Below are 24,771 nucleotides of genomic sequence, written 5' to 3' on the forward strand. Positions count from 1 at the left end.
AGCTCCCTGATTTTTTCATATCGTAATTATTAAAAATTAAAGAATGATATTAAAAAATATTTCAAAATCATTTAAAAAGAAAAAAGTACTTGATAGTTTTACAGCAGAATTTAATCTAAATACTTGTAATGTAATTGTTGGGAAAAATGGCTCAGGGAAAAGCACACTATTTAATATAGTTGCAGATTTAACTGAACCTGACACTGGAGAAATTATTATTAACGATATAAATTATTTTAATAAAAAAAATATATTTAAAAGTAAATTTGGGTTTTTATTAGATGAGACAGCATTAATAGAAGAATTTTCCGGTTTCGAATTTTTACAGTTTATTTCAAAAATAAATAAAGTTAAAGAAAATAAGTTAAGTGATAAGATAAAAAGTTTGTTATTGTTTTTATTTGATAAAGAAGAAGAAATTTATAAGAAAATATCTTCTTATTCTATAGGAATGAAACAAAAAATAGCTATAGCTGCATCAATAATTCACAAACCAGATATTTTAATATTAGATGAACCATTTACAGGGCTTGATATTTTTACGGTAAACAAATTAATTGAATTAATAAAAGAATATAAAAAGCAAAGAATTATTATTTTTTCATCACATGACTTAACACATATCGAAAAATTAGCTGATAAAATAATTGTTATTGATGAAGGTAAAATATTAATTAATTCAGATTTGCCGGAATTTACGCAGAACGGGTATAAGCTTTTAGAAGAGTCATTATATGAATTATTAAAAGAAAAAGAAAATAATTTAAGTAGTGTTAGCTGGTTATTATGATAATAAATACAATTATATATTTAATAAAATTAAAGTTTAAGCTATTTTTTATTAAGAAAAAAACCGCGGTATTAACTAATATTTTTTATTTAGTTCTATTGTTTTCTGTAATCTTTAATGGTATTTTATTTAGCATTATTATCAATAAATTAGAAGAAATAAATAAACTACCATATAATTTTAAAAATTATTCTTATTTAATTATCATTTTGATAATTTGCATAAGAAATATTTTTCCGGTTTATAAACCTTTTCAAGATTACTTTCCTAAATATTACAATATCAATATTATTGAAAAAATTGTATACAAATCAATATATGATATTTTTTCACCTTTCTTTATTCTATTATTTGTTTTTTATTGTATAATTATTTTTTTATCAAAACCTTTTTTTGTTAATGATTTTATTTTATTTTCAATAATATTAATTACAGGATATTTCTTTGAATTAATAATAAAAATCTTAATAGAGCATAGTTTTAATAAATTTAGAAAAAAAGCACTTATTACATTCGTACTTCTTTTATTTACTATAATATATATTTGTACTTTATTATTTCTAAACAATTCTTTTGAAACAACTTTTATAATATTCCTTTCTTTTTTATTATCGGTCACTATAATACTTTTTTATTGCTATAAATTTAAAGAGGTTAAAAGTTATAGAATCAAAGATAAGCTTCAAACAAATAATAACCTATTTAACTATTTGATAAAAGAATCTTTTAGAAATAAAAAAATCAGAATTTCATTCTTTTTTGGTCTAATTTTTAAAATGTTATTAGTAATTGTTAGTTTATTTATATTAAAAAAGAAAGGACATGCTTTATACAACTCTGAGTTTATATTATGGCTGTTTTCATCTCCTTTAATTTATTTTACTTATGTATTAAATAATATTTGGGGATATTCAAAAAACATGTGGTTAAGAATTCAATATTCCAGTAATAGTTTCAATAACTTTTTATTAATTTATACAATCAAATTTTCATTGATAATTTTCATTGATTTTGTTATAACAATTTCTGTTTTTATATTTCTTACTGAAAAAAATATAATATTAGATTTTATTTATTATTATTTAAATTTATCTGTTATATTATATTTTATAGGCTTTTTTAATTCATGGTTTTTACCAGTAAATATAATAAATGTTTTTTCATTAGATAAATTTAACAACAATACATCTACTGGGGCTTCGCTAATAACTATTACTTTATTTGTTATTTTATTTTTTCTACCTAAAACAATAGGATTATCTATATGTTATTTTGTAGTATTTATATCATATTTATTTGTTAAAAGAAACAAAAACAAAATAACTGAAAGAACATATAAAATATTTTTTTTAAATGAATAAATGCATGTTTAAAATAGCTTATAGCGCAGATATAAATTAATCATTCCAAGGTATAAATATTAATGATGTAATAAATATCAAAAAGAGTTATAACGATAGATAATTGTAAGCTTCCCCTTTTTTCGGACCATTCAAAATTTGAGTTTCTTTCATAAAATTTCTTTTACCAGATCCATGGGTGCTTTATTTTTTAACGCTTCGTGAGGTCTGTTATAATTGTAATCTAATTTCCATTTTTCAGTTAGTTCTCTTACTTCACTGAGCGTTCTGAACACATAAGCATTAAGAATTTCTTTTCTTAGACTACCGTTTAATCTTTCAATAAACGCATTCTGCGTTGGTTTGCCAGGTTGAATAAATATCAGTTGCACATCATTACCCTTGCACCATGCATCCAGCTTGTCTGAAATAAGTTCAGGTCCATTATCAACACGAATCATCTTTGGTAAGCCTCTTTGTTGCTTCAGTTGCTCTAATACTCTAACGACTCTTAGTGCCGGTAATGAAGTGTCAGCCTCAATCCAAAGAACCTCTCTATTGTAATCATCTAAAATATTCAAGAGGCGGAACCTTCTGCCATCCCATAAACTGTCACTCATAAAATCCATTGACCATACCTGATTTGTGGCATCTGGGTGAAATAACGTTTGTTTAACTCTTGCCGGCAATCGTTTTTTTGCCCTGCGACGAATGTTTAGCTGCATTTGAGTATATACTCGATACACTCGTTTGTGATTCCAGCTAATAACTCTGGCGAGAGCATTATATCATTACCCACAACTTTTAATTCTTGATGAAGCAACTTCTTCTATGGATAAACAAACCGAAGATTTTACAATCAAGTTATTAAACACTATAAAAAAACAAACAGGTATAATTTTTATAACACATAAATTAAATATTTTAAATAAATTCTGCGACAGAATTTATTTATTAGAAAAAGGAGAAATTAATAATTCCGGTAATCATAATGAATTAATTAATTACAAAAATTTATATAGCGATTATTGGAAGGAACTTAATATGTGTCCTTAATTTACAACATCACCTCTTAAGGTTCGATATTTTTTTCTTGCCTCAATTACATATGTACTTCCGGGGTAATTGGTCATCAGCTTTTCGTAGTACTCCATGGCTTTTACAGTATCCTTATATTGTATCTCATAAATTCCTGCAAGCTTATAAAGTGCATCATCGGCCAAAATATCGAAAGCATAACTTTCTTCAACTTTTTTATAATAAACAACTGCGGAATCATAAAGTTTTTCTTTCATATATATTTCAGCTTTCTTATAATATGCCTCATCAAAAAGCGAATGAAATTTATATTTTATAAAAAGTGAATCCAGTGTTTTTATTGCTTCATTATTTTTGTTGCGGAAGAATAAAAGGTCAGCACGGGAATACATCATCAAAGCATCATAAGTACTGTCCATATCTGAATTATCGCTTATTAGTAATGATAAATCCATTGCATCGTTAGCTATAAGTTTTGATGTTGCTGCTTTCAGCACATCGAGTTGAGTTTTTGCCCACTCAAATTCGCCAATGTAATAAGATAATTTTGCATTTTTAAATTTAGCAAGATGACCTATGGGTTCATCTTTAAAAGCCTTTTCCACCTGTGAATACAATAATGTAGCTTCCCATACTTCACCTGTCATAAGTAAAATATCGGCAAGTTCTATCTTACATTCAGCTATTGATTTTGCTTGTGCCGATTTTATTTCAAGAGCTTCATATAATAGTTTTATGGCTTCTTCAGTTTTATAGGAATAAAATGCAAGCAAATGAGCATAATTTTTTATGATGGAAATGGAATATGATGATTTCCCTAATTCATCAAGCGCCGACTTATAATCATTCACAAGACTTTCAATATCTGAATTTGTATATAAGGAAGTCGTGATCTTTAAAAACTTTGTATCTAAAATTTCTGTTTTACTGCTCAGGTAATAATAATTTTCGGAGCCTTTATTAATGATGTATTGGTAAGCAGCAATGGCTATATCATAAAACCCGTTGGATGAAGCAAGGCGCGCAATATTGAAAACTCTTTTACCATCTTCCTTGTTTCGTTTATCCAATGATTTAGCCTGTATCAGGGCTATATCAAAATCTTTTATTTGCGTGGAATACCATAATAGCATTTCCGAATAAAATGTTTCATCTGGATTTTCCTGTATTTTTTTTAACAGTATTTTTTTTAAGGCAGCGCCTTGTTTTCCGTCAGTATCTTCCGTTAAAATATCCTGTATTATTTCCTGAACTTTTTCCAAATACTCCGATGAATTAAACTGAATGAGCTTGATATATTCCTCCATCATTTTTTCATACTCACCCTGCGAGCCATATATTTCGGCTAATTCAAGACTGAAAGGATAATACCCCGACATGGCTTTCCGCATTTTCTCATAAGTCTCAACGGCATAACTTATTTTTTTTCGAAGCAGAAATGCATTGGCAAGGTCAATCACGTATTGCTTGTCCTTTATAGCATTTTTAATCATCAGGTCATATTGTTCAGCTGCTTTTTTTTCATCACCCTGAACATTGTATAAATAACCCAGGTCAACGCCATACTGAGGAACGGAAATATTTCTTTTGATTTGTTTCTTGATTATTTTTTCTGCCGTTTTATAATCTTTAAGTTCTACAAGGCAGGAAAGGTAAGAGCTGTAATATAGATAATCCTGTTTTTTATTATAAAGCTTTTCATAATATACTAAAGCCTTATCGTATTCTTTATTCTGAAAATATTGTGCAGCCAGTTGTTCATCAGTTTCAGGCTGTGCAAAAGAAAATGATTGTATAAAAAATATCAATAATGAAATAAGAAGAATTTTATTTTGAAAAATTTTTTTCATCATAGATATTTTTTACCGATTTGATAATTAATTTATCAAATCAAAACCTGTATATTCAGCTAAAGCTTTCGGAATTTTTATTCCTTCGGCAGTTTGATTATTTTCCAATAATGCAGCCACTATACGGGGTAATGCTAATGCGCTGCCATTTAGTGTATGTGCAAGTTTTGTTTTCCCATCCGTATCTTTATAGCGTATTTTCATACGATTCGACTGAAATGTTTCAAAATTAGAAACAGAACTCACTTCAAGCCATTTCTGTTGGGCTGCTGAGTACACTTCAAAATCATAGGTCCAGGCTGAAGTAAAACTTATATCCCCTCCACATAATTTTAAAATACGGAAAGGAAGTTCCAGTTTACGTAATATACCAGCAACATAATCTTTCATTTCTTCAAGCGTTGCATATGATTTTTCAGGAAAAGTAATGTTTACAATTTCTACTTTATCGAACTGATGCAATCGGTTTAATCCGCGGACATCCTTCCCGTACGACCCGGCTTCCCTGCGAAAACAGGCTGAATATGCAGTAGTTTTCACCGGTAATTGTTCTGCTTTAAATATTGTATCACGATAAAAATTTGTAACCGGAACTTCTGCTGTAGGTATGAGATAAAGATTATCGGCCGAAGCAAAATACATTTGTCCTTCCTTATCGGGCAACTGACCGGTACCATATGCTGAGTCTTCATTAACAACATAAGGTGGCTGACATTCGGTATAGCCTGCTTTTACTGCATTATCGAGGAAAAAATTTATCAACGCCCTTTGAAGACGGGCGCCTTTACCACGGTATACGGGAAATCCTGAGCCAGTAATTTTCACTCCGGTTTCAAAATCAATGATATTATATTTCGTGGCAATATCCCAATGTGCCAAAGCATTTTTATCGAGTTGTAAAATTTGTCCTTCTTCATGAACAATTAAATTGTCATCAGCGCCTTTACCTTTAGGAATGGTCTCATGTGGTAAGTTGGGAAGCAACACCATTGCATCATTCAGCTCTTTCTCTGTTTTCTGAAGTTCATCGGAAAGCTCCTTTGATATATTTTTTAGTTCAGCGCTTCTTTCTTTTAAAGTTGCTGCTTCTGCTGCTTTTCCGCTTTTGAAAAGCATTCCTATTTCTTTGGCAATATTGTTAGCTTCAGCAAGATTATCGTCCAGTTTTTTTTGCGTTTCTCTGCGAGAGGCATCAATCTGGATTATTTTTTCTACCAATAGAGTTGCATCAAAATTTTTTATTGCAAGTCTTTTTATTATCTCCTGTGGGTTTTCCCTGATAATTCCTATTTGTAACATAATATTAAAGTTGATTTACAAAAGTATGTAAAATAAAAAATCTCCCGATAATTTTGGGAGACTTATTATAAAAAAAATACATTAACTTAAAAACTGCACCTCAAATCATTCAAACAAAATTTTGAAATTTATTTTGTTCTGAATTCTGGGTTTTTAAATTTTATTTTTATTCAGCTGTTGCAGGAACAACCGAAACATATGAACGGTTATCTTTTCTTTTCCTGAATTGTACAATACCATCAGTTAAAGCAAAAATAGTATGGTCTGAACCTAAACCAACATTTTCACCAGGATGATGAACAGTTCCTCTTTGACGAACAATAATATTTCCGGCAACTACCATCTGACCGCCATATATTTTAATGCCTAACCGCTTACTGTGCGATTCACGTCCGTTATGCGAACTACCGGCTCCTTTTTTATGTGCCATAATTCAAATTTTAAAAGTTTATTCTTTATTCTCTGTTTCTGTAGCAGTATCAGCCTTTACCTTTTTAGGTTTAGCGCCTTTTTCTGCTATATTTTCAATCTGTATTTTTGTGAGTTGCTGACGATGACCTGATGATTTCTGGTAACCTTTTCTTCTTCTTTTCTTAAAGATAGTTACTTTATCACCTTTTAGATGTGAAAGAATTTTGGCAGTAACTTTAGCTCCATCAACAAATGGCTGACCTAATGTTATCTTACCTTTATTATCAATCAGCATCACATCGCCAAATTCAAGGGTAGCGCCCACTTCAGCTGCAAGACGATGAACGATCACCTCTTGTTCTTTCTCAACCCTGAATTGCTGTCCTGCTATTTCAACAATCGCGTACATTGTATTGATTTTTAAAAGTTAATCCCTTAAAATTTATATTTTAGGGGGTGCAAAGTTATGAAATTTTTTAAATAATCAAATATTATTCAATAGAAAATAATCTATTTGCCTTCAAATATTTATTAAAAGTGCGAAATAACATATTTTTTACAAATAATTTTAAAAGAAAATGATTTTATAAAAATTAATTATCCGTCATACATATATATATATTTATATAAGTGGTGTGATATCGTGTTATAAAAATTAAAGATTGCTTTAAATTTGTCCCTGACAAAATAAAAGTTTAATTTCGCAGCCCGTAACAGTATTAACAATTAAAAATACTTTATCGGTATATGGGTTCATCAATAGTAAATATAGTATCCGGAAGAGCTTCGCAATATCTTGCTGAGAAAATTGCAGCATGTTATGGTAAGAAGTTAGGAAATGTTCGTGTTTCTACATTCAGTGATGGGGAATTTCAGCCATCATTCGAAGAAACTGTAAGGGGTCATAAAATGTTTATCATTCAATCTACCTTTGCTCCATGTGATAACATTTTTGAACTTCTTTTAATGATTGACGCAGCTAAAAGAGCATCAGCACATTCGGTTGCAGCGGTGATACCTTATTTTGGATATGCCCGTCAGGATCGCAAAGACAAACCACGTGTTCCAATAGGTTCAAAGCTTATTGCAAATCTGCTTACTGCCGCAGGAGTAAATCGTATTATTACTATGGACCTTCATGCTGATCAAATTCAGGGATTTTTCGATGTTCCTGTGGATCATCTATATGGCTCAACCATGTTTGTACCTTATTTAAAAAGTCTTAATCTACCGAATTTAACCATGTCGTCGCCCGATACCGGTGGAACAAGAAGAGCAGTAGCTTATTCTAAATTCCTTAATTCCGATTTGGTGATTTGTTATAAGCAACGAGTGAAAGCAAATGTAGTTGGTAAGCTTACTGTTATTGGCGATGTTGAAGGAAAAGATGTGGTATTGGTTGATGATATTATTGATACCGCCGGCACCATTACAAAAGCAGCTGATATGCTTATGGAAAAAGGGGCTGTAAGTGTAAGAGCCATTGCAACACATCCCATTCTTTCAGGAAACGCTATTGAACGCTTAGAAAAATCAGCTTTAAAAGAAATTATTGTAAGCGATACCATTCCGCTAAAAAAGGAAAGCAGTAAAATTACCGTGCTTTCATCGGCAGGTTTATTTGCCGATGTAATCGGAAGGATTCATAATTACGAATCGGTAAGTACACATTTTAAGTTTAATCCAATATTATAGTTCTTTAATTTATTCTATTCATTAACCAATTAATTTTTAACATTATGAAAGCAGTATCTATTAGCGGTTCTCCACGCGAGAACGTAGGGAAAAAAGATGCTAAGAAGCAACGTAATGAAGGGAATATTCCCTGCGTGCTTTATGGCGGAAAGGATCAAGTACATTTTGCAACCCCGGAATCCAGTTTTAAAAAAATTGTTTATACGTCTGAGGTTTGTACAGTAAAAATCAATATTAATGGAAAAGAACATGACGCTATCCTTCAGGATATTCAATACCATCCTGTAAGTGATAAAATATTACACGCTGATTTTCTTGAAGTATCTCCCGAAAAACCGGTAACAATACATGTTCCTGTTAAACTTACAGGAAGCGCACCTGGTGTATTAAAAGGTGGAAAGTTGCATCATAAGATCCGTAAACTGAAAATCCAGGGACTTTTACCTTATCTACCTGATGACATTACATTAGACATATCATCACTTGAAATAAATGATTCTATTAAAGTAAGTGATATCGTTCGTGATAACATTACTCTCTTAGACCCAAAAACAGCCGTTGTTGTTGGAGTCAGGATCACAAGAGTTGTTGTTGAAGAAACACCAACTGCTGAAGGTGCTGCTCCTGCTGAAGGTGCTACCGGAGCTACTGCTACTCCTGCTGCTCCTGCTGCCGATGATAAAGGAAAAGAAAAGGATAAAGGCGGAAAAGACAAAGGAAAAGAAAAGAAATAATATTTCTAACCTAAACCATTCTAAAAGGCTGTCTCTGGTTTTAAGACAGCCTTTTATTATAATATTTATTCATATTTTATATTTTCGTGAGACATTTTAAATACTAAACATGTTTAATTAAGTTAGTTTTCTTGATAAAACGCCTAACGATTTTAAAAAAAATGATATAATCTGTTTCATTGAAAGCAATGAAATAAAAATGGCAAACTTCATATACATGTGTAAAGACGGGCGACTTAAAACACATAAGTAATTAATTAAAGCGAAAGATGGAACAAGACTTGTAACAACAGCGGAAGCTTTGCTGATGTTGTTATTGACTTATGGATCAACAGGAAAGAAATTGATGGCGTTGCTCATCATTACGTAGGGAAATTTATTTTGAAAAATAGTTAAAAAAAGTTTATCTTTGGACTGTTCTAAAAAATGAGGTCGATAATACATTAATAGAAAAACAAAGATGAAAATATTTTTACTCATAAATCTAATGATAGCGTTTGCACAATCTGCTCTTCCGCAAAAAATAGAGAGAAAAATTATTATTAAAAACAATAACTTTTATTATACCACAATTGATGAAGAATTTCAGATTGCCACTTTGCATATTGGGAAAACGACGGACTCATTAAATGCTGCAAAACATTATGCTTTGCCTGCTGGCAGAAATTATGATGAACCTGTAAATCCTTTTTCATGGGATGTTTGCGACAGTATGTTTTATGCAATTAATTTAATAAATCATTCGCAAAATGATAAAAGAAATTCGTTAAGATGTTTTAGCTTGAACTCATTACATGAATGGGACAGTACGATTACAATCAGAGATATGTTGATGCAAAGTATTGAACAAAATAATTTCGCATCAAATGCGCCTTATTCATTCATCAAGAAAAATGTTTCAAATATTATGAATAACTTTTTCTATGATGGTATAGCAATAAATGATTCGTTGTATAGCATGGCCATTACGAATAATAGGGAATTGACATTTTGGAATTTTAATGGACAAACATGGGAGCATGGAGAAATAAAAAAGTTTTTACTTACTGGACACTTCTCACTTTTTTCTTACAACAAAAAAACATATATGCTCCTTAATAACGGCGAGCTTTACGAAGCTACATTAGATTCGTTTAATCTGGTAAAAAAACTACAAGGCACATTACTTAATGAAGGAACCATTATAATTAACAGGGATGATAACACCATTAAATTTTTAAATAATAATAGCATTAATTATAAAATTCCTTTGAACAAACTCATACAAGAAAAAGCAGTACAAATTTTTTAAAATAAAAATGTTATGAAAAAAATTTCTATTATTCTCATTATATTATTTTCTGCAGCCATAGCAAAAGCTGATGATTTGACTGCTGTTGTTACAGGAACCACAACCGGTGGAAATACAGGGTCAATAAACTTGACTGTTAGCGGAGGGGTGTCTCCTTACACATATAAATGGAGCAATAATGCAACAACAGAAGATATTAGCGGATTAAGCCAGGGAACCTATACCGTTACCGTAACCGATAAATATTGCGGTACGGCTGTTTTATCTGTTTATGTTGATAACACTACTGAAATAAAAGAAAACAAAGTTTCTGCTTCATTACAAGTTTCTCCCAATCCTGCAAAAGGATTGGTAACTATAAATACTACAAACGCATTTACTCAAGCAACCTATAAATTGATTGATATTACAGGTCGTACTGTTATGGAAGGTTCCAATTTTTCAGGAAATGATTTTACAATAGATATTTCTGCACAATCCGAAGGATTGTATCTAATTGTAGTAAATCAGGGAGAAACTTTTTTACGTACAAAAATTATTAAAGAATAAACGCAGTATAAATTTTAGAAGAAATTTTTATTAAACCACTAAACTATGAAAAAGATAATACTTGCTTTTTTTATATCATTCCAATTCTTTTATGCAAATTCTTTTTGTCAGAATTTTACTTATGCTAAAGTAATTCCAAAAACTGTTTCATTCAGCGGAAGTATTACCATCAAAAAAGATGAAGGAGGAAATTATTCTGCACCACAATGGTCATCTTCAAATTCAACGCAAAGTCCTGTTGCATATGTAAGCGGTACTGCGCCTACTGTTTCAGCAACATTCACTACAACATGCTCCAATATTCCATCATCAGTGTATATCAGAGGAACATCATCCGATTCAACATTATTCGCTCAGAAAAATGTAACCATAAGCGGGTCCACTTTTACATACCCATCTACAACAGGCAGTAAGGTTTTTCAACAAGGAGTTGTTCGCTTTTTTGATCCTTATACAATTAATTGGGAGATTTCTTTCGATGCAGGAAACACATGGAGAACTATTGGTTCAACAAGCAACACACTATATGTAACAAAAAGTTCTCAATCCAGTTCTTCTTATAACTACCACACCGTATTTCATCTGAGTTGTAAAAATGCAAATTATCAAACTTCTGATACGGCTATTATAAGCCATGTCTGGGAAGAATTTACTGACCAGGTTATTTTAAATTACAAAAGCGATAGCTTATACTACTACAAAGACTGGAGTTCACCAAATGTTACACTCTCAAGTCTGCTGATGTATAAGGATGCCGAATGTTATACGTTTGCATATTTATTTATTGCTATGATAAAAGTCCAGGGAATTGCAAGCACTAATAATTCCGTTAACATTGAAGCCGATGCTTTATATTACTGTGGTTATACATTGAATGGTTTTCTTGTGAAGAACTGGAGTTTTGGTACTTCACAAACATCAGGCTGTTCAGATTTTCCTTATAAAAACACATTTAATTCTCTTTATAATTCCACTTATAACGGGTATGCTTTTATAAAGTCCGAGGGAACCGATGTACAGGGAGTTGCCGGGCAATGTAATAAAAATCCACCTTCAAGTTTCAACAACCATCAGGTTGCTAAAATAAACGGAGTGTATTACGACCCTGCATATGGCGTAAAATATGGCACTTCGTTAAGTAATATAAAAAACATTGCATTAAGCGGTTGGAGAATTTCATCCTCTGGTCTGTGGTATATGACGAATGATGTTAGCAAAGGCGATTTAGTTGAAACAATCACTACATATTAATTTTTTATTTTAATTATCAGAGTATAAAATCAAATTTTATTTTCGATTTGTTAAAAATATAAATTTGAATTTTTAAAAATTAAAAATTCAAATTTTCACAATAATTTATTATTTTCGCAACCCTTAAATATCAACTCAAACGCATAAAATGAAAGCAAATTTAAACCCAAATCAATTAGTTAGTTTTCTTGATAAAACTCCTAACGACTTTACAAAAAATGATATAATCCGTTTCATTGAAAGCAATGAAATAAAAATGGTGAACTTCAGATATATGGGTGAAGACGGGCGACTTAAAACACTTAATTTTAATATCAACAGCAAAAAACATTTGGATAGTTTATTATCTTCCGGTGAACGTGTTGATGGCTCCAGCCTTTTCTCATATATTGAAGCAGGATCCAGTGATTTATATGTAATACCGCGTTTTAAAACTGCATTTTTAAATCCTTTCACAGAAATACCCTCACTGGATATTCTATGTTCTTATTTTAACAAAGAAGGAAAACCCTTATCCAGTTCCCCTGAATATATTCTTAAAAAAGCTCACCAGACATTGACCGAAAAAACAGGGTTTACTTATGAAACCATGGGGGAATTGGAATATTATGTTATCAGTAAAAATGAAGAATTATATCCTGTAAGCGACCAGCGGGGATACCATGAATCAGCGCCATTTGCAAAATGGGGAACTCTAAGAACAGAAGCGATGCAAGCCATTGCTAAAGCCGGAGGACTTATTAAATATGGTCATTCAGAAGTTGGAAATTTTACGCTCGATAATATTTCTTACGAACAAAACGAGATTGAATTTTTGCCAACCAATGTTGAAGATGCTGCCGACCAGTTGGTAATTGCCAAATGGATTATCCGCATGGTGGCATACAAACATGGAGTTACTATAAGCTTTGCTCCGAAAATTACCGAAGGAAAAGCAGGAAGCGGAATGCATATACATACACGCCTCATGAAAAACGGTAAAAATGTAATGGTTGAAAACGGACAAATATCGGATACTGCTAAAAAAGCGATTGCAGGTTATTTACAGTTGTCTTCTTCACTTACTGCTTTTGGAAACACTATTCCTACTTCATATTTCCGTCTTGTGCCACACCAGGAAGCACCCACAAATATTTGCTGGGGCGACCGCAACCGTTCTGTATTGGTAAGGGTTCCACTTGGCTGGACAGGGAGCTCAAATATGATGAAAATTGCAAACCCATTAGAAACCGGCGAACAGAATGATTATTCAGATAAGCAAACGGTTGAATTCCGCTGTCCCGATGGCTCAGCAGACATATATCTTTTAATGGCAGGACTAACCGTTGCAGCACGTCACGGAATTGAGACTGAAAATGCGTTGGAAATTGCAAAGAAATCATATGTTGATGTAAATATTTTTAAAGATGAACACAAGGAAGTATGTGAAAATCTGGAACAACTTCCTGTTTCATGTTGGGAATCGTCTGAATCGCTGGCGAAACATGCTGATATATATAAAAAATACAATGTTTTTTCTGAAAGAATTATCGAAGGAATGATAACCAAACTTAAAGGTTATAATGATAAAGAACTTCGAAAATCAATAAGCAACAATCCTAAAGAAATCCTTAAGCTTGTTAATCAATACCTGAATTTTGCTTAATGTAAAAGTTATTGATTGATTTCAAGAAATTTTTCTATATCCGGAGTTTTCCCAAAAATAAGAAGTGTATCAGTTTGATACAATATAGTTTTTTGCGGTGTTAATGGAATAACATGTTGTTCATTAACTAAAACTCCATCCTGTTCAGTTTCAAACTCACGTTTTATAGCAACAATATTTAATTTATATTTGGTCATAAAGTCAACATCACTAAAGTTACGGTTGGCAATACGACGGGGAGTTTTTATTTCAACAATTTCATATTGATCGGGAAATTTCAAAACACTTAAAAGACTTGGATTTAATAGTCGTTCAGCAACCAGTATCCCTACTTCATCTTCAGGCGAAAGCACTTCTTTTATTCCAATCTTTTCAAGAATTATTCTTTGTTGTTTGCCTCGTGCACGGGCAATAATTCTTTTTACTTTAAGCTCCAGAAGCACCACGCAGCAAAGCAACAACGATTCAAAATCTTCACCAATGGCAACCACAACGGCATCCATATCCTGAATATTCTGTGCTTTCAATGCTTTTTTATCTGATGCGTCAAGTGTTACCGCATGCGATACATCTTCTGCAACTGCCTGAACATTTTCTTCGTGACTATCAATTGCAAGCACATCACCTCCACTATTTGCAAGGGTAAGAGCAATTGCTTTCCCAAACTGACCCAAGCCAATTACGGCAAATTTATTTTGATGCATCATATACTAAATTTTTGTGCTAAAATAAATGTTTTAAAAATATTAAATAAGAATTTAATAAAATCATTTTCCCATTTTTTCATCAGCTTTTTTCTTTCGGATTAATCTTCTTTCCTTTATTAAAGCACTAATAAAAGGTATGGTGGTTATTACAATAAGAAATATTACAACATAAGGTAAATATGTTTTCATACCGGGAATATAAATTCCGAGGAAATATCCTGAAAGAATCATAATATTCGACCATAGAGCAGCACCGGTAATATTATATTTTATGAATTTACCATAATTCAATTGTACTGCACCTGCAACAATCGGGGCAAAAGTTCGGATAATAGGTAAAAACTCTCCTAATATTATTGCTATACCGCCATGCCTGTCGTAAAAATCTTTAGCCGCACGTAAATGTTTAGGCTTAAAGAAAAAAGATTTTTCTCTTTTGAATATTGCTTTTCCTGCTTTTTTACCAAAAGCATATCCTGTAGTATTTCCTGAAATAACAGCTATACAAACCCCTGAAATAACAAAATAAATAGGAATATTAATGATTCCTGTAGCTGTTAATAGTCCTGTAGTAAATAACAATGAATCACCCGGGAGGAAAAACCCAATAAACAAGCCTGTTTCAGCAAACACTACAAATAAAAGAAACCAAAAACCCCCATATGTAATAATGCTTTCAGGGTTCATTAATTCTTTTAAAAAATTCCAAATATCATTTAGGACTATCATATATTTTACAAATGTGCAAAAATTATTTATAAAAACATACTTTAATTACATTTTATAAATTATTTATTATAAATTACTTACAAAATCAATATGTCAATATGGCTTATAAGTAAAATACAAATACGCCATTATGGCTTATTTATATATAAAATTTCGATTGGTATAAAAATTGAAAAAATCCTTAGAAAAAAAATTAAACTTAATTAATGGAGGACAAATATATGAACTTAGTAAAATGGAATCATCAGCCAGTTGTATTCGATCTTTTTGACGAAATGGAACGTAATTTTTTCTCTCCTTTTAAAGAAGGTGGACTTGTTCCGGCAACAAATATTAAGGAAAATGAAAAATCATTTGAAATTGAGCTTGCAATTCCCGGAATGAAAAAAGAAGATTTTAAAATGAATCTTGAAAACAATGTTCTTTCTGTATCTTCTGAAAAGTCATCAGAAAAAAAGGAAGAAAAAGAAAATTACACAAGAAAAGAATTTCAGTATGGCTCATTCTGCCGTTCATTCACTCTGCCTAAATCTATTGAAACCGATAATATAAAAGCAGTGTATGAAAACGGGATATTAAAAATTGAACTTCCTAAAAAAGAAGAAGCAAAAGTGTCGAAAGAAATTCAGATAGCATAATACATGCTGATTAAACTGGCGAAAAGGTTGTTCTTATAAGAGCAGCCTTTTTATTTTCTGAACAATATATTGTGAGTATTTTAATTTTATAAAAAAAGAAACAGAAGTATTTGAATGTATTTTTATATATCTGTTTTTTATGAAAAAATTTAAACAAATATTTTTTTCTCTACTGGCTGCATTAATAGTTTTTATTTCTGCATGCGGTACACATAAAACCGTAACTAAAACGGATTACCACAATGTTAGTTCTTCTGATTCAATAAAGCCTTATTCAAAAATATTCGGAACAAATTTTACAGGTACAGAGGATAAAAAATTACTTGACGAACTTTCCACATGGATAGGTACACCCTACGTATTCGGAGGTAAATCAAAACAAGGAACTGACTGTTCGGGTATGGTGCAGAGTGTTTATAAAACAGTATACAATATTAGTCTTTACCGCACTGCTGCTGATATTATAAAAAACTGTGAAAAGATTAATAAAAAAAATCTTCAAAGTGGCGATCTTGTTTTCTTTAAAATAAAAAGTAATAAAATTACACACATAGGGATTTACCTTGCCGATAATAAATTTATTCATGCTTCATCATCAAAAGGAGTTACCGTAAATGATCTCACCGAAAATTATTATTCAAAATATTTTTATTCGGGAGGAAGAGTAAAAAACACAAAGCAGAATTAGAATAAATGCCTGAAAGGAATCAGAAGATGTTCAAATATTTTCTGAATTATTGGTCTTTCCGCCCATTTTTTAAATTCAAACGGACTGCATTCCGAAATGGTTTCATTAATATGTGTTTCCAACAGATTCATAATTTTCTTGTCCTTGCCTAATAAATTAATTTCATGCATAAACCGGAAACTCCGATAATCGAAATTTGAAGAACCAACAATAAAATAAGTTTTATCGATTATAAAAACTTTAGCGTGTAAATTTCGTGGAGTATAAAATAAAATCTCAACATCATTTTGATACATCTCGCCAAGATAACGATTTCGCAACATGTCTACAACATTAACATCTGAATGAAGAGGCATAATTATTTTAACTTTAACACCACGATGCGATGCTTCCATTAAGGCTTTACGCATAAAGCTTCCCGGAAGGAAGTATGGGGTTTCAATAATAATTTCCTTCTTTGCAGATTTAATTAATTCAAGATATTTTTTACGTGTTGATTGGAAAACAGTACTTGGTATATCGCGGATTATTTCAAAGCCATCATAAAATAACGATTTTGATGCGCTTAATTTATCATAAATGTATTTGTTATAAATTTTATAACTGGCATTAAAAGCTTCTTTAAAAGGCAAAGCCATATTTCCGACAATCCGCAATGACGACTCGCGCCAGTTCAATGCATAGGCAGCAATATTAGCTGAACTGATATATGTAATACTATCGTCGATTATTATTAATTTGCGGTGATTCCGGCGGTGATTTTTCGTAAAAAAATCGATACCTAATCTTATTTTTTTAAAAATCCTTACCTCTCCTCCATATTTTATCATTTCCGAAAAAAAGTTTTCAGAAACATAAGCGCCCCAGGAATCAATAAGAATCTGGATTTTTACACCCAGCTTGGCCTTTTTTGTAAGGATATCGCGAAACTTAATTCCTATCTGATCATTACCATATTTATACGTTTCAATAACAATAGAATTTTCAGCATGCTCAATATCTTCAAGCATGGAGTTATACATCTTTAGCGGATCATCAAAGAAATGATATGTATGATTTTTTGTAAGGGGCATAATGTAATTCCCTGTCCAAATATAGTTTAATTATACGATTATTTTTTTATTTTGATACAAGTTTCAATACATTTGTGCTATTATTTAATTTAATTTTTTATGAGAAACCATTTAAATACGATTATCATTGCAATAACAATTATTATAACTGCAGCAATTCTTGGTGGCGCATGGAAGAGTTCTCATACCCGTAATGAATCCATAAATGTAAACGGACTTTCTACCCAGGATTTCATATCCGATTTAATAGTGTGGGAAGGATATTATACTTCTGAATCCACATCAACCAAAGAAGCCTATGTTCAACTGAAAAAAGATGCAGAAGTAATAAAAAAATATTTACTCGATAAAGGTTTAAAAGAAAAAGAAATTATTTTTTCATCAGTGAATATTAATACAAATTATGAATATGTTTCTGATAAAGATGGCAATTCTTCAAGGAAATTCAAGGGTTATACACTTACCCAGAATGTTACTATTGAATCGAAAGAGGTTGACAAAGTTGAAACCATTTCACGTGAAGTAAGCGAATTAATTGACTTGGGAGTAAATTTCATCTCCTACCCTCCTCAATATTTTTACACAAAGCTATCGGAATTAAAAATCAGTATGCTTTCAAAAGCTACTGAAGATGCACGTAACAGGGCTGATGTAATTGCAACAAATTCAAAAGCAAGTTTGGGTTCATTAATAAAAGCCAACATGGGAATTTTTCAGATAACCGCACAAAATGGTAATGAAGATTATACTTATGGTGGTGTGTTCAACACCAGCTCAAAAAACAAAACAGCATCGGTTACCGTAAGATTGGAATTTGGAATAAAATAAACAAAAACTATGATTTTATCAATGACAGGTTTCGGTAAATCAGTAGCCGAAATTGAAGGCAAAAAACTGAATATCGAAATTCGGACTCTGAACAGCAAACAACTTGATTTAAATATACGGATGTGCCGTTTATTAAAAGATAAAGAAGTGGATATCCGTTCCATTGTTACGCGGGAACTTCAACGAGGTAAAGTTGATGTTGCCATTTACTTCGACAATAAAGAAGATGCAACCAACATTTCTATTAATAAAGCATTGCTTGAAAAATATTTTAATGAGCTGAAATCTATTTCTGCAGAAATTAAAAATGATTTCCCTACCGATTATTTTTCGCTGGCATCGCGGATGCCCGACGTACTTGCAACAGGCGATGAAATACTTGCTGATGAGCATTGGCATAATTTATTAAAATCATTTGACGATGCCTTAAAACAAGTCAACACGTTCCGTAAAGAAGAAGGAAAAATTCTTGGCAATGATATCAAACAACGTGTTAACCTTATTTTAAAACATCTTGAAAGCATTGCTCCTTTTGAAAAAGAAAGAATTGAAATTATTAAAACACGACTTCATAAAGATCTCGAAGAATTCGTAAATAAAGAAAATATTGATGCAAACCGCTTTGAACAGGAACTGATTTATTACATTGATAAAATCGATATTACCGAAGAAAAAATAAGATTGCAAAAACATTGTAACTATTTTATCGATACCATGAAACAGCCAGAAGCCAATGGCCGCAAGCTTGGTTTCATCACACAGGAAATGGGACGCGAAATAAATACTATCGGCTCAAAAGCCAATGATGCCGACATTCAGAAAATTGTAGTTCAGATGAAAGATGAACTGGAAAAAATAAAAGAACAGCTTTTAAATATTTTATAAAAATTTCTATCAAGCTTTTTTAAATTAATGAACGGAAAATTAATCATATTCTCAGCCCCATCAGGCGCAGGCAAAACAACATTGGTAAAAAAAATTCTTGAATCGCGCAACGATATGGAATTTTCAATTTCTGTATGCAGCCGCAATATGCGACCAAATGAAAAACACGGAGTTGATTACTATTTTATTTCCGCCGATGAGTTCCGGAAAAAAATCAATAATGATGAATTCCTTGAATGGGAAGAAGTGTATGAGAATAATTTTTACGGAACTTTAAAATCTGAATTGGAACGAATATGGAATAAAGGAAAACATGTAATTTTTGATGTGGATGTTATTGGCGGATTGAATATAAAAAAATACGGAAAAGAAAATGCGCTGGCAATTTTTGTAATGCCGCCATCGATGGAAGAATTGGAAAATCGTTTAAAAAACCGCTCAACCGAAACTGCTGAAACATTGAAAAAGCGTCTTGATAAAGCAACATATGAAATATCATTTGCCAAACAGTTCGATATAATACTTATTAATGATCATCTTGAAGAAGCCGTAGATAAAGCAAAATCAACAATTGACAACTTTCTTTCAAAAGATAAATAAGTGAAAAAGGTATTCTATATTTTAATATTTCTATTGTTTAATTTCAATCTTTGCTTCGGTCAGGTTGAATTAATCCCATTTATTAATCATAACAAATTTTATAAAAGTGCACTTGATTATCACTTTTCTGAAATTATTGATTACACCTATTATAAAAATTATTTTGCTAAGAGATGTGTTAAAACAATTCAAATGGTGTCTCAAAAAGAAAACAGGACAGATACCACATCAAAGTATATTGCCGTGTTCTCTGAAAACAGTATATCTGTTATAGCATATGATGAAGGTAGTACATATCCTGAAATACGTAATTACTTTTTTGATTCAGGAAAATTATCACAAATAAAAATACTTTTTTCCGGAAATATTTATTGTAAATATAATAATAGAAATAATATTGAAAGCATAACCGAAGTGAGTGAAACGAACGACACAACTTTTATTGGAAAATATTTTTATAAAAACAAAAACCGATTAATTAAAAGCATAAATATTTCTAAGAATTATAGAGGCAACATTAAATATGATACAACAATAAAAAGTTACGTATATCGGTTATGCAAAAGAGTTGTAAAAATCTATGAAGACGATTCTTTGATCACTAAATTCAGATTACGTAAGGATTCTACAATTAAGAAAACTGAAAATAATGAAGATGGTTATGAATTTCGTAAATATTATTATTTGAAGAATACCGTGTTTAACGAAATAACTTATAATCCAAACAAGGAACAAGTACAGGATAAAAATTTTGATATATATTATTATCAGGATGGAAATTTAAAATACAGGTCGTGGCTCTCAACAGATAATAACAGTACCCAGAATATAATAAACTATGATTATAACCATAATTTTTTAATTAGTAAAAAAGCCAGATTATTTGATGATTACGGATTAGAAACATATTATTCAAAATATAATTATACTTTTTACGATTGCTCTTGTGTAACTGATTCCACGTTTTTAAATAAAAAATATTTAGTCGTATCATTATTTTATAATGAGACTAACATAAGTGGATTGACAGGTACAGTTATTAAAGGTTCTATCTTTGATACAGCAGCTTGCTTCCGGTTGCAGGTGGATACCTTGACTTGTATAAATGACTTTATAAATTTAAATAAAGGATGCCTTATTTTTGACCTTGATACATTCAAAGCGCCTTTAGATTTGTCACTTAAAGAATTGACTATTGTTCCTGTTACTTCAACGGGTTCCGATTTCGAAAGTACATTAAAAAACACCGATTGCATTAATAACAATACAATAAATTATTGGTTAAAATCCACAAAAAATAAAAAAAATTATTTCACTCAATTAAATATAGAGTTTATAAAAATTCAGGATAAAAATTCGGGGACAACATTTAACTTTCCCTCGTTATCTTTTATTTTTAAACATTAATAAAAATGAATAACAAAATAGGATTATTCTTTGGTTCTTTCAACCCCATTCACATAGGGCATATGATTATTGCCAATTACATTGTTGAATATACTTCACTGAAAGAAATATGGTTTGTAATTTCGCCACATAATCCGTTGAAAGAAAAAAGCTCACTCCTGCCCGACCATCATCGTCTTGCCCTTGTAAATATTGCCGTTGAAGATGATGTTCGTTTTAAAGCCTGCGATATAGAATTCAAATTACCTCAGCCATCATTTACAATTCACACTTTAACATACCTGAAAGAAAAATATCCGAATAATGATTTTTCAATTATCATGGGAGCCGACAATCTGCAAAACATCGACAAATGGCGTAACTACGAACAGATAACTGAAAATTATAAAATCATTGTATACCCACGCCCTGAAAGCGATGGAGGAAAATTTAAAGAGCATAAAAATGTAATGTGGGCTAACGCTCCGCTAATGGAGATATCTTCAAGTTTTATTCGCAAAGCAATTAAAGAAAAAAAAGATATTCCGTATTACTTGCCTTCCAAAGTATATAAGTATATCAGGGAAATGCATTTTTACGAAAAATAGCATTTTTAATTTTACAATCGGTATTACTATTTTTTAATGAATTTTCGAAACAAGTATAAATTTTTTTAATCTATATTAAAAAAATTATAACTTTACGCAGTAATAAGCAACCGGTTTATGAAAAAAGAAAAAGAAATTTTAGTAGCTATCGATTTTTCAAAATGCTCAATTAAAGCATTGGAATTTGCAATAAGTATTGCAAATTATATGGATGCAAATATTATGATGGTTTATGTAGACAAACCTCAAAGTACGGAATCGATATATAGTAAAAGAGGTCTTGAACACCAGGAAAAACTGGTTAACAAATTTGAAAAACTGATCAAGCAATTTGCTTCGTCATTAAATGGAAAAATGGAATATAAAATCCGTAAAGGAAAAGTGTATATTGAAATTTCCAACCAGGCAAAATATAGTGATTCTTATCTTATTGTAGCAGGAACACATGGTGTTACCGGTTTTGAAGAATTCTGGATAGGCAGTAATGCATATCGTATCGTAACATCAGCGCCCTGCCCTGTAATTACAATAAGAGAAGCATTTATATGGAATAAAAAACACATTTCAAAAATTATACTCCCTATCGACAGCTCGATAGAAACCAGGCAGAAAGTTCCTTTTACCACTGAACTTGCAAAATTATTCGGGGCAGAGATACATGTACTTGGCATACACTCTACAAAAGTTAAAGATGTTATTGCTCTTATGGAAAGCTATGCACGACAAGCAATGGATTATATAAGGGAAAATAATATCCCCTGTCATTATAAAAAAATATTTTCAGAAAATATTACCTTAGGCACCATTGACTATGCAAAAGAGATCAAAGCTGAACTTATCGCTGTAATGTCCGAGCAAGAAGGCTCTACAAAAAATATATGGCTTGGAACCTATGCACAGCAAATGGTTAATCATTCACCTGTTCCTGTGCTTATCATTCATTCCAAGCAAATTTATGATGCACAGTTGAAGAAATAATTTATGAGAATTAAGTTTTTATTTTTAATATTATTGATTTCATTTTTTTCAGCGTTAAATGTTTTTTCTCAAAAAACAGGAAAAGTTGAAATAATTATTTCTGATTCCCGTATCAACACTCTTGTTGAAAAACACCATTCATGGTGCGAAACCCGCGGAGGTATTGACGGTTTCCGAATTCAGATTTATTTTGATTCAGGCAATAATTCAAAAAGCCGTGCGGTTACTGTTATGAATGAATTCAAATCCAAGCATCCGAAAACTGAAGCATACCTAATGTTCCAGGAACCTAATTACAAAATCCGTGTAGGCAATTTTCGTTCAAGAATAGATGCTCAACGTTTCCTGCATAAGATTACTGATGAATATCCAAATGCTTTTATTGTTAAGGATAATGATGTAAAGTTTCCATTACTTGAAGATGAAAAAGATAATTAAATAAAAAACCCCACTGAGTTAGCGGGGTTTTTTATTTTTATGTTTATACCAATTGTTAATTTAAAATAGTCCAAAGGATATTTTAAATTTTACAATGATTATGCCGATGACATATATGTAATAGTACAATTTATTGGACTATTACATATATACAATCGGTATTACACTTAATTCCTGTTTATACAATTCAAATCCTCGAAAGCAATCTTTAATCTTTCAACCATTGCTTTTTCGCCATCGCGTAACCATGCGCGTGGGTCGTAGAATTTTTTATTAGGTTTGTCATCGCCTTCAGGGTTCCCTATTTGTCCTTGTAAATAGCCTTCATTCTTTTTATAATATTTCAGAACACCGCTCCAAAAAGCCCATTGCGTATCTGTATCAATATTCATTTTTATTACTCCATAAGAAATTGCTTCACGAATTTCGCTCTGTGCCGAACCCGAACCACCGTGGAATACAAAGTTTACAGGCTTTTCAGCGGTTTTGAATTTTTTCTGAATATAATCCTGTGAGTTCTTTAATATTTTAGGCTGCAAATGAACATTCCCCGGTTTATATACACCATGAACATTTCCGAATGATGCAGCAATAGTAAAGTTTGGACTTATGTTCAATAATGTTTCATAAGCTTTTGCCACATGTTCGGGCTGTGTATATAATCTTGCATTGTCAATTCCAGTATTATCAACACCATCTTCTTCTCCGCCGGTTACACCTAATTCAATTTCAAGTGTCATCCCTATTTTGCTCATACGTTCCAAATAACGTTTGCATATTTCAATATTTTCTTCGAGGGGTTCTTCTGAGAGGTCGAGCATATGCGAACTGTATAAAGGCTTTCCGTGTTTTGCAAAATATTTCTCACCGGCATCCAACAATCCGTCAATCCAGGGAAGTAATTTTTTTGCAGCATGATCGGTATGAATTATAACCGGGACACCATATATTTCAGCAACTCTATGAATATGTTCTGCACCAGAAATAGCGCCGGCTATAGCGCCTTTTTCTTTTTCATTTGGAATAGCTTTTCCTGCATAGAACAATGCACCTCCATTTGAAAATTGAATAATAACAGGTGAATTTACAACTTTGGCTGCTTCAATCACTGCATTAACGGACCCCGTGCTAACTACATTAACAGCAGGTAATGCAAATTCATTTGCTTTTGCTATGCGGAAAATTTCCTGCATATCCTTACCGGAAACAACTCCCGGAGCTACTTTATCCAATATTTTTTCTGACATAATATTTATTTATTAAAAATTATTTTTTCGTAATGTCAAAGGTATAAAATTGAACAGAAGAAAAATGATAATC

25 protein-coding genes and 1 pseudogene are annotated in these 24,771 nt (G+C 31.4%); 17 read left to right on the forward strand and 9 right to left on the reverse strand.

The window, feature by feature from the left end:
- Positions 1-43: 43 nt before the first annotated feature.
- Positions 44-790, forward strand: coding sequence for an ABC transporter ATP-binding protein (locus PKK00_01765; protein HNW97122.1), 747 nt, complete (start codon positions 44-46; stop codon positions 788-790).
- Positions 787-2,151 carry an O-antigen polymerase gene (locus tag PKK00_01770; protein HNW97123.1) on the forward strand — a complete coding sequence of 455 codons (1,365 nt, stop codon included), beginning with the start codon at positions 787-789 and terminating at the stop codon, positions 2,149-2,151. Before PKK00_01765 ends, PKK00_01770 begins: the two co-directional genes overlap by 4 nt.
- Positions 2,152-2,300: 149 nt before the next feature.
- Here the strand turns inward: PKK00_01770 and PKK00_01775 are convergent, their stop codons facing one another.
- The 5 genes and pseudogenes from PKK00_01775 to rplU all read right to left on the reverse strand — a co-directional run bounded on the left by PKK00_01775 (position 2,301) and on the right by rplU (position 7,137).
- Positions 2,301-2,897 carry an IS3 family transposase gene (locus PKK00_01775; protein ID HNW97124.1) on the reverse strand — a complete coding sequence of 199 codons (597 nt, stop codon included), beginning with the start codon at positions 2,895-2,897 and terminating at the stop codon, positions 2,301-2,303.
- A gap of 285 nt (positions 2,898-3,182) precedes the next feature.
- Positions 3,183-5,018 (reverse strand): tetratricopeptide repeat protein, encoded by a 1,836-nt coding sequence (locus PKK00_01780; GenBank protein HNW97125.1) that lies wholly within the window; start codon positions 5,016-5,018, stop codon positions 3,183-3,185.
- Between the two features lie 27 nt (positions 5,019-5,045).
- Positions 5,046-6,317, reverse strand: coding sequence for a serine--tRNA ligase (serS, locus tag PKK00_01785; GenBank protein ID HNW97126.1), 1,272 nt, complete (start codon positions 6,315-6,317; stop codon positions 5,046-5,048).
- 166 nt (positions 6,318-6,483) lie between these two features.
- The gene (rpmA, locus tag PKK00_01790; protein HNW97127.1) at positions 6,484-6,747 is read right to left on the reverse strand and encodes a 50S ribosomal protein L27; all 264 of its coding nucleotides are present in this window, start codon (positions 6,745-6,747) and stop codon (positions 6,484-6,486) included.
- An 87-nt stretch (positions 6,748-6,834) separates the two neighbouring features.
- A pseudogene (gene rplU, locus PKK00_01795) lies at positions 6,835-7,137 on the reverse strand (50S ribosomal protein L21).
- Positions 7,138-7,475: 338 nt separating this feature from the next.
- Here rplU and PKK00_01800 point away from each other — a divergent pair.
- From PKK00_01800 to PKK00_01825, 6 genes are all read left to right on the forward strand, one after another.
- Positions 7,476-8,423 carry a ribose-phosphate pyrophosphokinase gene (locus PKK00_01800; protein HNW97128.1) on the forward strand — a complete coding sequence of 316 codons (948 nt, stop codon included), beginning with the start codon at positions 7,476-7,478 and terminating at the stop codon, positions 8,421-8,423.
- Between the two features lie 44 nt (positions 8,424-8,467).
- A complete protein-coding gene (locus PKK00_01805) occupies positions 8,468-9,157 on the forward strand; it encodes a 50S ribosomal protein L25/general stress protein Ctc (GenBank protein HNW97129.1) in 690 nt (229 codons plus the stop codon).
- A 460-nt stretch (positions 9,158-9,617) separates the two neighbouring features.
- A complete protein-coding gene (locus PKK00_01810; GenBank protein ID HNW97130.1) occupies positions 9,618-10,448 on the forward strand; it encodes a hypothetical protein in 831 nt (276 codons plus the stop codon).
- A gap of 12 nt (positions 10,449-10,460) precedes the next feature.
- The gene (locus PKK00_01815; GenBank protein HNW97131.1) at positions 10,461-10,997 is read left to right on the forward strand and encodes a T9SS type A sorting domain-containing protein; all 537 of its coding nucleotides are present in this window, start codon (positions 10,461-10,463) and stop codon (positions 10,995-10,997) included.
- 45 nt (positions 10,998-11,042) lie between these two features.
- The gene (locus PKK00_01820) at positions 11,043-12,248 is read left to right on the forward strand and encodes a hypothetical protein (protein HNW97132.1); all 1,206 of its coding nucleotides are present in this window, start codon (positions 11,043-11,045) and stop codon (positions 12,246-12,248) included.
- A 148-nt stretch (positions 12,249-12,396) separates the two neighbouring features.
- Positions 12,397-13,893 (forward strand): glutamine synthetase family protein, encoded by a 1,497-nt coding sequence (locus tag PKK00_01825; GenBank protein HNW97133.1) that lies wholly within the window; start codon positions 12,397-12,399, stop codon positions 13,891-13,893.
- Between the two features lie 8 nt (positions 13,894-13,901).
- Here the strand turns inward: PKK00_01825 and PKK00_01830 are convergent, their stop codons facing one another.
- Both PKK00_01830 and PKK00_01835 read right to left on the reverse strand, forming a co-directional pair.
- Complete coding sequence (locus PKK00_01830) at positions 13,902-14,600, reverse strand: TrkA family potassium uptake protein (GenBank protein ID HNW97134.1); 699 nt, start codon at positions 14,598-14,600, stop codon at positions 13,902-13,904.
- A 60-nt stretch (positions 14,601-14,660) separates the two neighbouring features.
- Positions 14,661-15,329, reverse strand: coding sequence for a VTT domain-containing protein (locus PKK00_01835; GenBank protein HNW97135.1), 669 nt, complete (start codon positions 15,327-15,329; stop codon positions 14,661-14,663).
- A gap of 221 nt (positions 15,330-15,550) precedes the next feature.
- Here PKK00_01835 and PKK00_01840 point away from each other — a divergent pair, with 221 nt between their 5' ends.
- Together PKK00_01840 and PKK00_01845 are read left to right on the forward strand one after the other, a co-directional pair.
- The gene (locus PKK00_01840; GenBank protein HNW97136.1) at positions 15,551-15,967 is read left to right on the forward strand and encodes an Hsp20/alpha crystallin family protein; all 417 of its coding nucleotides are present in this window, start codon (positions 15,551-15,553) and stop codon (positions 15,965-15,967) included.
- A gap of 139 nt (positions 15,968-16,106) precedes the next feature.
- Positions 16,107-16,655 carry an NlpC/P60 family protein gene (locus PKK00_01845; protein ID HNW97137.1) on the forward strand — a complete coding sequence of 183 codons (549 nt, stop codon included), beginning with the start codon at positions 16,107-16,109 and terminating at the stop codon, positions 16,653-16,655.
- On the opposite strand, the gene PKK00_01850 is transcribed toward PKK00_01845, so the two are convergent.
- Positions 16,652-17,728, reverse strand: a complete 1,077-nt coding sequence (locus PKK00_01850; GenBank protein HNW97138.1) for a phosphatidylserine/phosphatidylglycerophosphate/cardiolipin synthase family protein — start codon at positions 17,726-17,728, stop codon at positions 16,652-16,654. The two genes, PKK00_01845 and PKK00_01850, sit on opposite strands and share 4 nt — an antisense overlap.
- Before the next feature lie 99 nt (positions 17,729-17,827).
- Here PKK00_01850 and PKK00_01855 point away from each other — a divergent pair, with 99 nt between their 5' ends.
- The 7 genes from PKK00_01855 (at position 17,828) to PKK00_01885 (ending at position 23,451) form a co-directional block, all read left to right on the forward strand.
- On the forward strand, positions 17,828-18,556 hold the full coding sequence (locus tag PKK00_01855) for an SIMPL domain-containing protein (GenBank protein HNW97139.1): 729 nt from the start codon (positions 17,828-17,830) through the stop codon (positions 18,554-18,556).
- 9 nt (positions 18,557-18,565) lie between these two features.
- A complete protein-coding gene (locus PKK00_01860) occupies positions 18,566-19,441 on the forward strand; it encodes a YicC family protein (GenBank protein HNW97140.1) in 876 nt (291 codons plus the stop codon).
- A gap of 27 nt (positions 19,442-19,468) precedes the next feature.
- Positions 19,469-20,041 (forward strand): guanylate kinase, encoded by a 573-nt coding sequence (gene gmk / locus PKK00_01865; protein HNW97141.1) that lies wholly within the window; start codon positions 19,469-19,471, stop codon positions 20,039-20,041.
- A complete protein-coding gene (locus PKK00_01870) occupies positions 20,042-21,448 on the forward strand; it encodes a hypothetical protein (GenBank protein ID HNW97142.1) in 1,407 nt (468 codons plus the stop codon).
- A 5-nt stretch (positions 21,449-21,453) separates the two neighbouring features.
- Entirely contained in the window at positions 21,454-22,035 is a 582-nt protein-coding gene (nadD, locus tag PKK00_01875; GenBank protein ID HNW97143.1) for a nicotinate (nicotinamide) nucleotide adenylyltransferase, read from the forward strand.
- A 117-nt stretch (positions 22,036-22,152) separates the two neighbouring features.
- Complete coding sequence (locus PKK00_01880) at positions 22,153-23,013, forward strand: universal stress protein (protein ID HNW97144.1); 861 nt, start codon at positions 22,153-22,155, stop codon at positions 23,011-23,013.
- Between the two features lie 3 nt (positions 23,014-23,016).
- Positions 23,017-23,451, forward strand: coding sequence for an SPOR domain-containing protein (locus tag PKK00_01885; GenBank protein ID HNW97145.1), 435 nt, complete (start codon positions 23,017-23,019; stop codon positions 23,449-23,451).
- Positions 23,452-23,618: 167 nt separating this feature from the next.
- Here PKK00_01885 and fbaA read toward each other — a convergent pair whose 3' ends face one another.
- A complete protein-coding gene (gene fbaA / locus PKK00_01890) occupies positions 23,619-24,698 on the reverse strand; it encodes a class II fructose-bisphosphate aldolase (GenBank protein ID HNW97146.1) in 1,080 nt (359 codons plus the stop codon).
- Positions 24,699-24,771 lie beyond the last annotated feature (73 nt).

The organism is Bacteroidales bacterium, assembly GCA_035353855.1.
Classification (GTDB): Bacteria; Bacteroidota; Bacteroidia; order Bacteroidales; family CG2-30-32-10; genus DAOQAK01.

Excerpts from the sequence above, each read along its gene's own strand:
- PKK00_01840 (HNW97136.1), top strand. The coding sequence starts at position 15,551 with ATGAACTTAGTAAAATGGAATCATCAGCCAGTTGTATTCGATCTTTTT.
- PKK00_01885 (HNW97145.1), top strand. The coding sequence starts at position 23,017 with ATGAGAATTAAGTTTTTATTTTTAATATTATTGATTTCATTTTTTTCA.
- PKK00_01815 (HNW97131.1), top strand. The coding sequence starts at position 10,461 with ATGAAAAAAATTTCTATTATTCTCATTATATTATTTTCTGCAGCCATA.
- rpmA (HNW97127.1), bottom strand. The coding sequence starts at position 6,747 with ATGGCACATAAAAAAGGAGCCGGTAGTTCGCATAACGGACGTGAATCG.
- serS (HNW97126.1), bottom strand. The coding sequence starts at position 6,317 with ATGTTACAAATAGGAATTATCAGGGAAAACCCACAGGAGATAATAAAA.
- PKK00_01780 (HNW97125.1), bottom strand. The coding sequence starts at position 5,018 with ATGAAAAAAATTTTTCAAAATAAAATTCTTCTTATTTCATTATTGATA.
- PKK00_01850 (HNW97138.1), bottom strand. The coding sequence starts at position 17,728 with ATGCCCCTTACAAAAAATCATACATATCATTTCTTTGATGATCCGCTA.
- PKK00_01805 (HNW97129.1), top strand. The coding sequence starts at position 8,468 with ATGAAAGCAGTATCTATTAGCGGTTCTCCACGCGAGAACGTAGGGAAA.
- gmk (HNW97141.1), top strand. The coding sequence starts at position 19,469 with ATGAACGGAAAATTAATCATATTCTCAGCCCCATCAGGCGCAGGCAAA.
- PKK00_01810 (HNW97130.1), top strand. The coding sequence starts at position 9,618 with ATGAAAATATTTTTACTCATAAATCTAATGATAGCGTTTGCACAATCT.
- PKK00_01800 (HNW97128.1), top strand. The coding sequence starts at position 7,476 with ATGGGTTCATCAATAGTAAATATAGTATCCGGAAGAGCTTCGCAATAT.
- nadD (HNW97143.1), top strand. The coding sequence starts at position 21,454 with ATGAATAACAAAATAGGATTATTCTTTGGTTCTTTCAACCCCATTCAC.
- PKK00_01765 (HNW97122.1), top strand. The coding sequence starts at position 44 with ATGATATTAAAAAATATTTCAAAATCATTTAAAAAGAAAAAAGTACTT.
- PKK00_01845 (HNW97137.1), top strand. The coding sequence starts at position 16,107 with ATGAAAAAATTTAAACAAATATTTTTTTCTCTACTGGCTGCATTAATA.
- PKK00_01770 (HNW97123.1), top strand. The coding sequence starts at position 787 with ATGATAATAAATACAATTATATATTTAATAAAATTAAAGTTTAAGCTA.
- PKK00_01820 (HNW97132.1), top strand. The coding sequence starts at position 11,043 with ATGAAAAAGATAATACTTGCTTTTTTTATATCATTCCAATTCTTTTAT.
- PKK00_01835 (HNW97135.1), bottom strand. The coding sequence starts at position 15,329 with ATGATAGTCCTAAATGATATTTGGAATTTTTTAAAAGAATTAATGAAC.
- PKK00_01880 (HNW97144.1), top strand. The coding sequence starts at position 22,153 with ATGAAAAAAGAAAAAGAAATTTTAGTAGCTATCGATTTTTCAAAATGC.
- fbaA (HNW97146.1), bottom strand. The coding sequence starts at position 24,698 with ATGTCAGAAAAAATATTGGATAAAGTAGCTCCGGGAGTTGTTTCCGGT.
- PKK00_01860 (HNW97140.1), top strand. The coding sequence starts at position 18,566 with ATGATTTTATCAATGACAGGTTTCGGTAAATCAGTAGCCGAAATTGAA.
- PKK00_01830 (HNW97134.1), bottom strand. The coding sequence starts at position 14,600 with ATGATGCATCAAAATAAATTTGCCGTAATTGGCTTGGGTCAGTTTGGG.
- PKK00_01855 (HNW97139.1), top strand. The coding sequence starts at position 17,828 with ATGAGAAACCATTTAAATACGATTATCATTGCAATAACAATTATTATA.
- PKK00_01825 (HNW97133.1), top strand. The coding sequence starts at position 12,397 with ATGAAAGCAAATTTAAACCCAAATCAATTAGTTAGTTTTCTTGATAAA.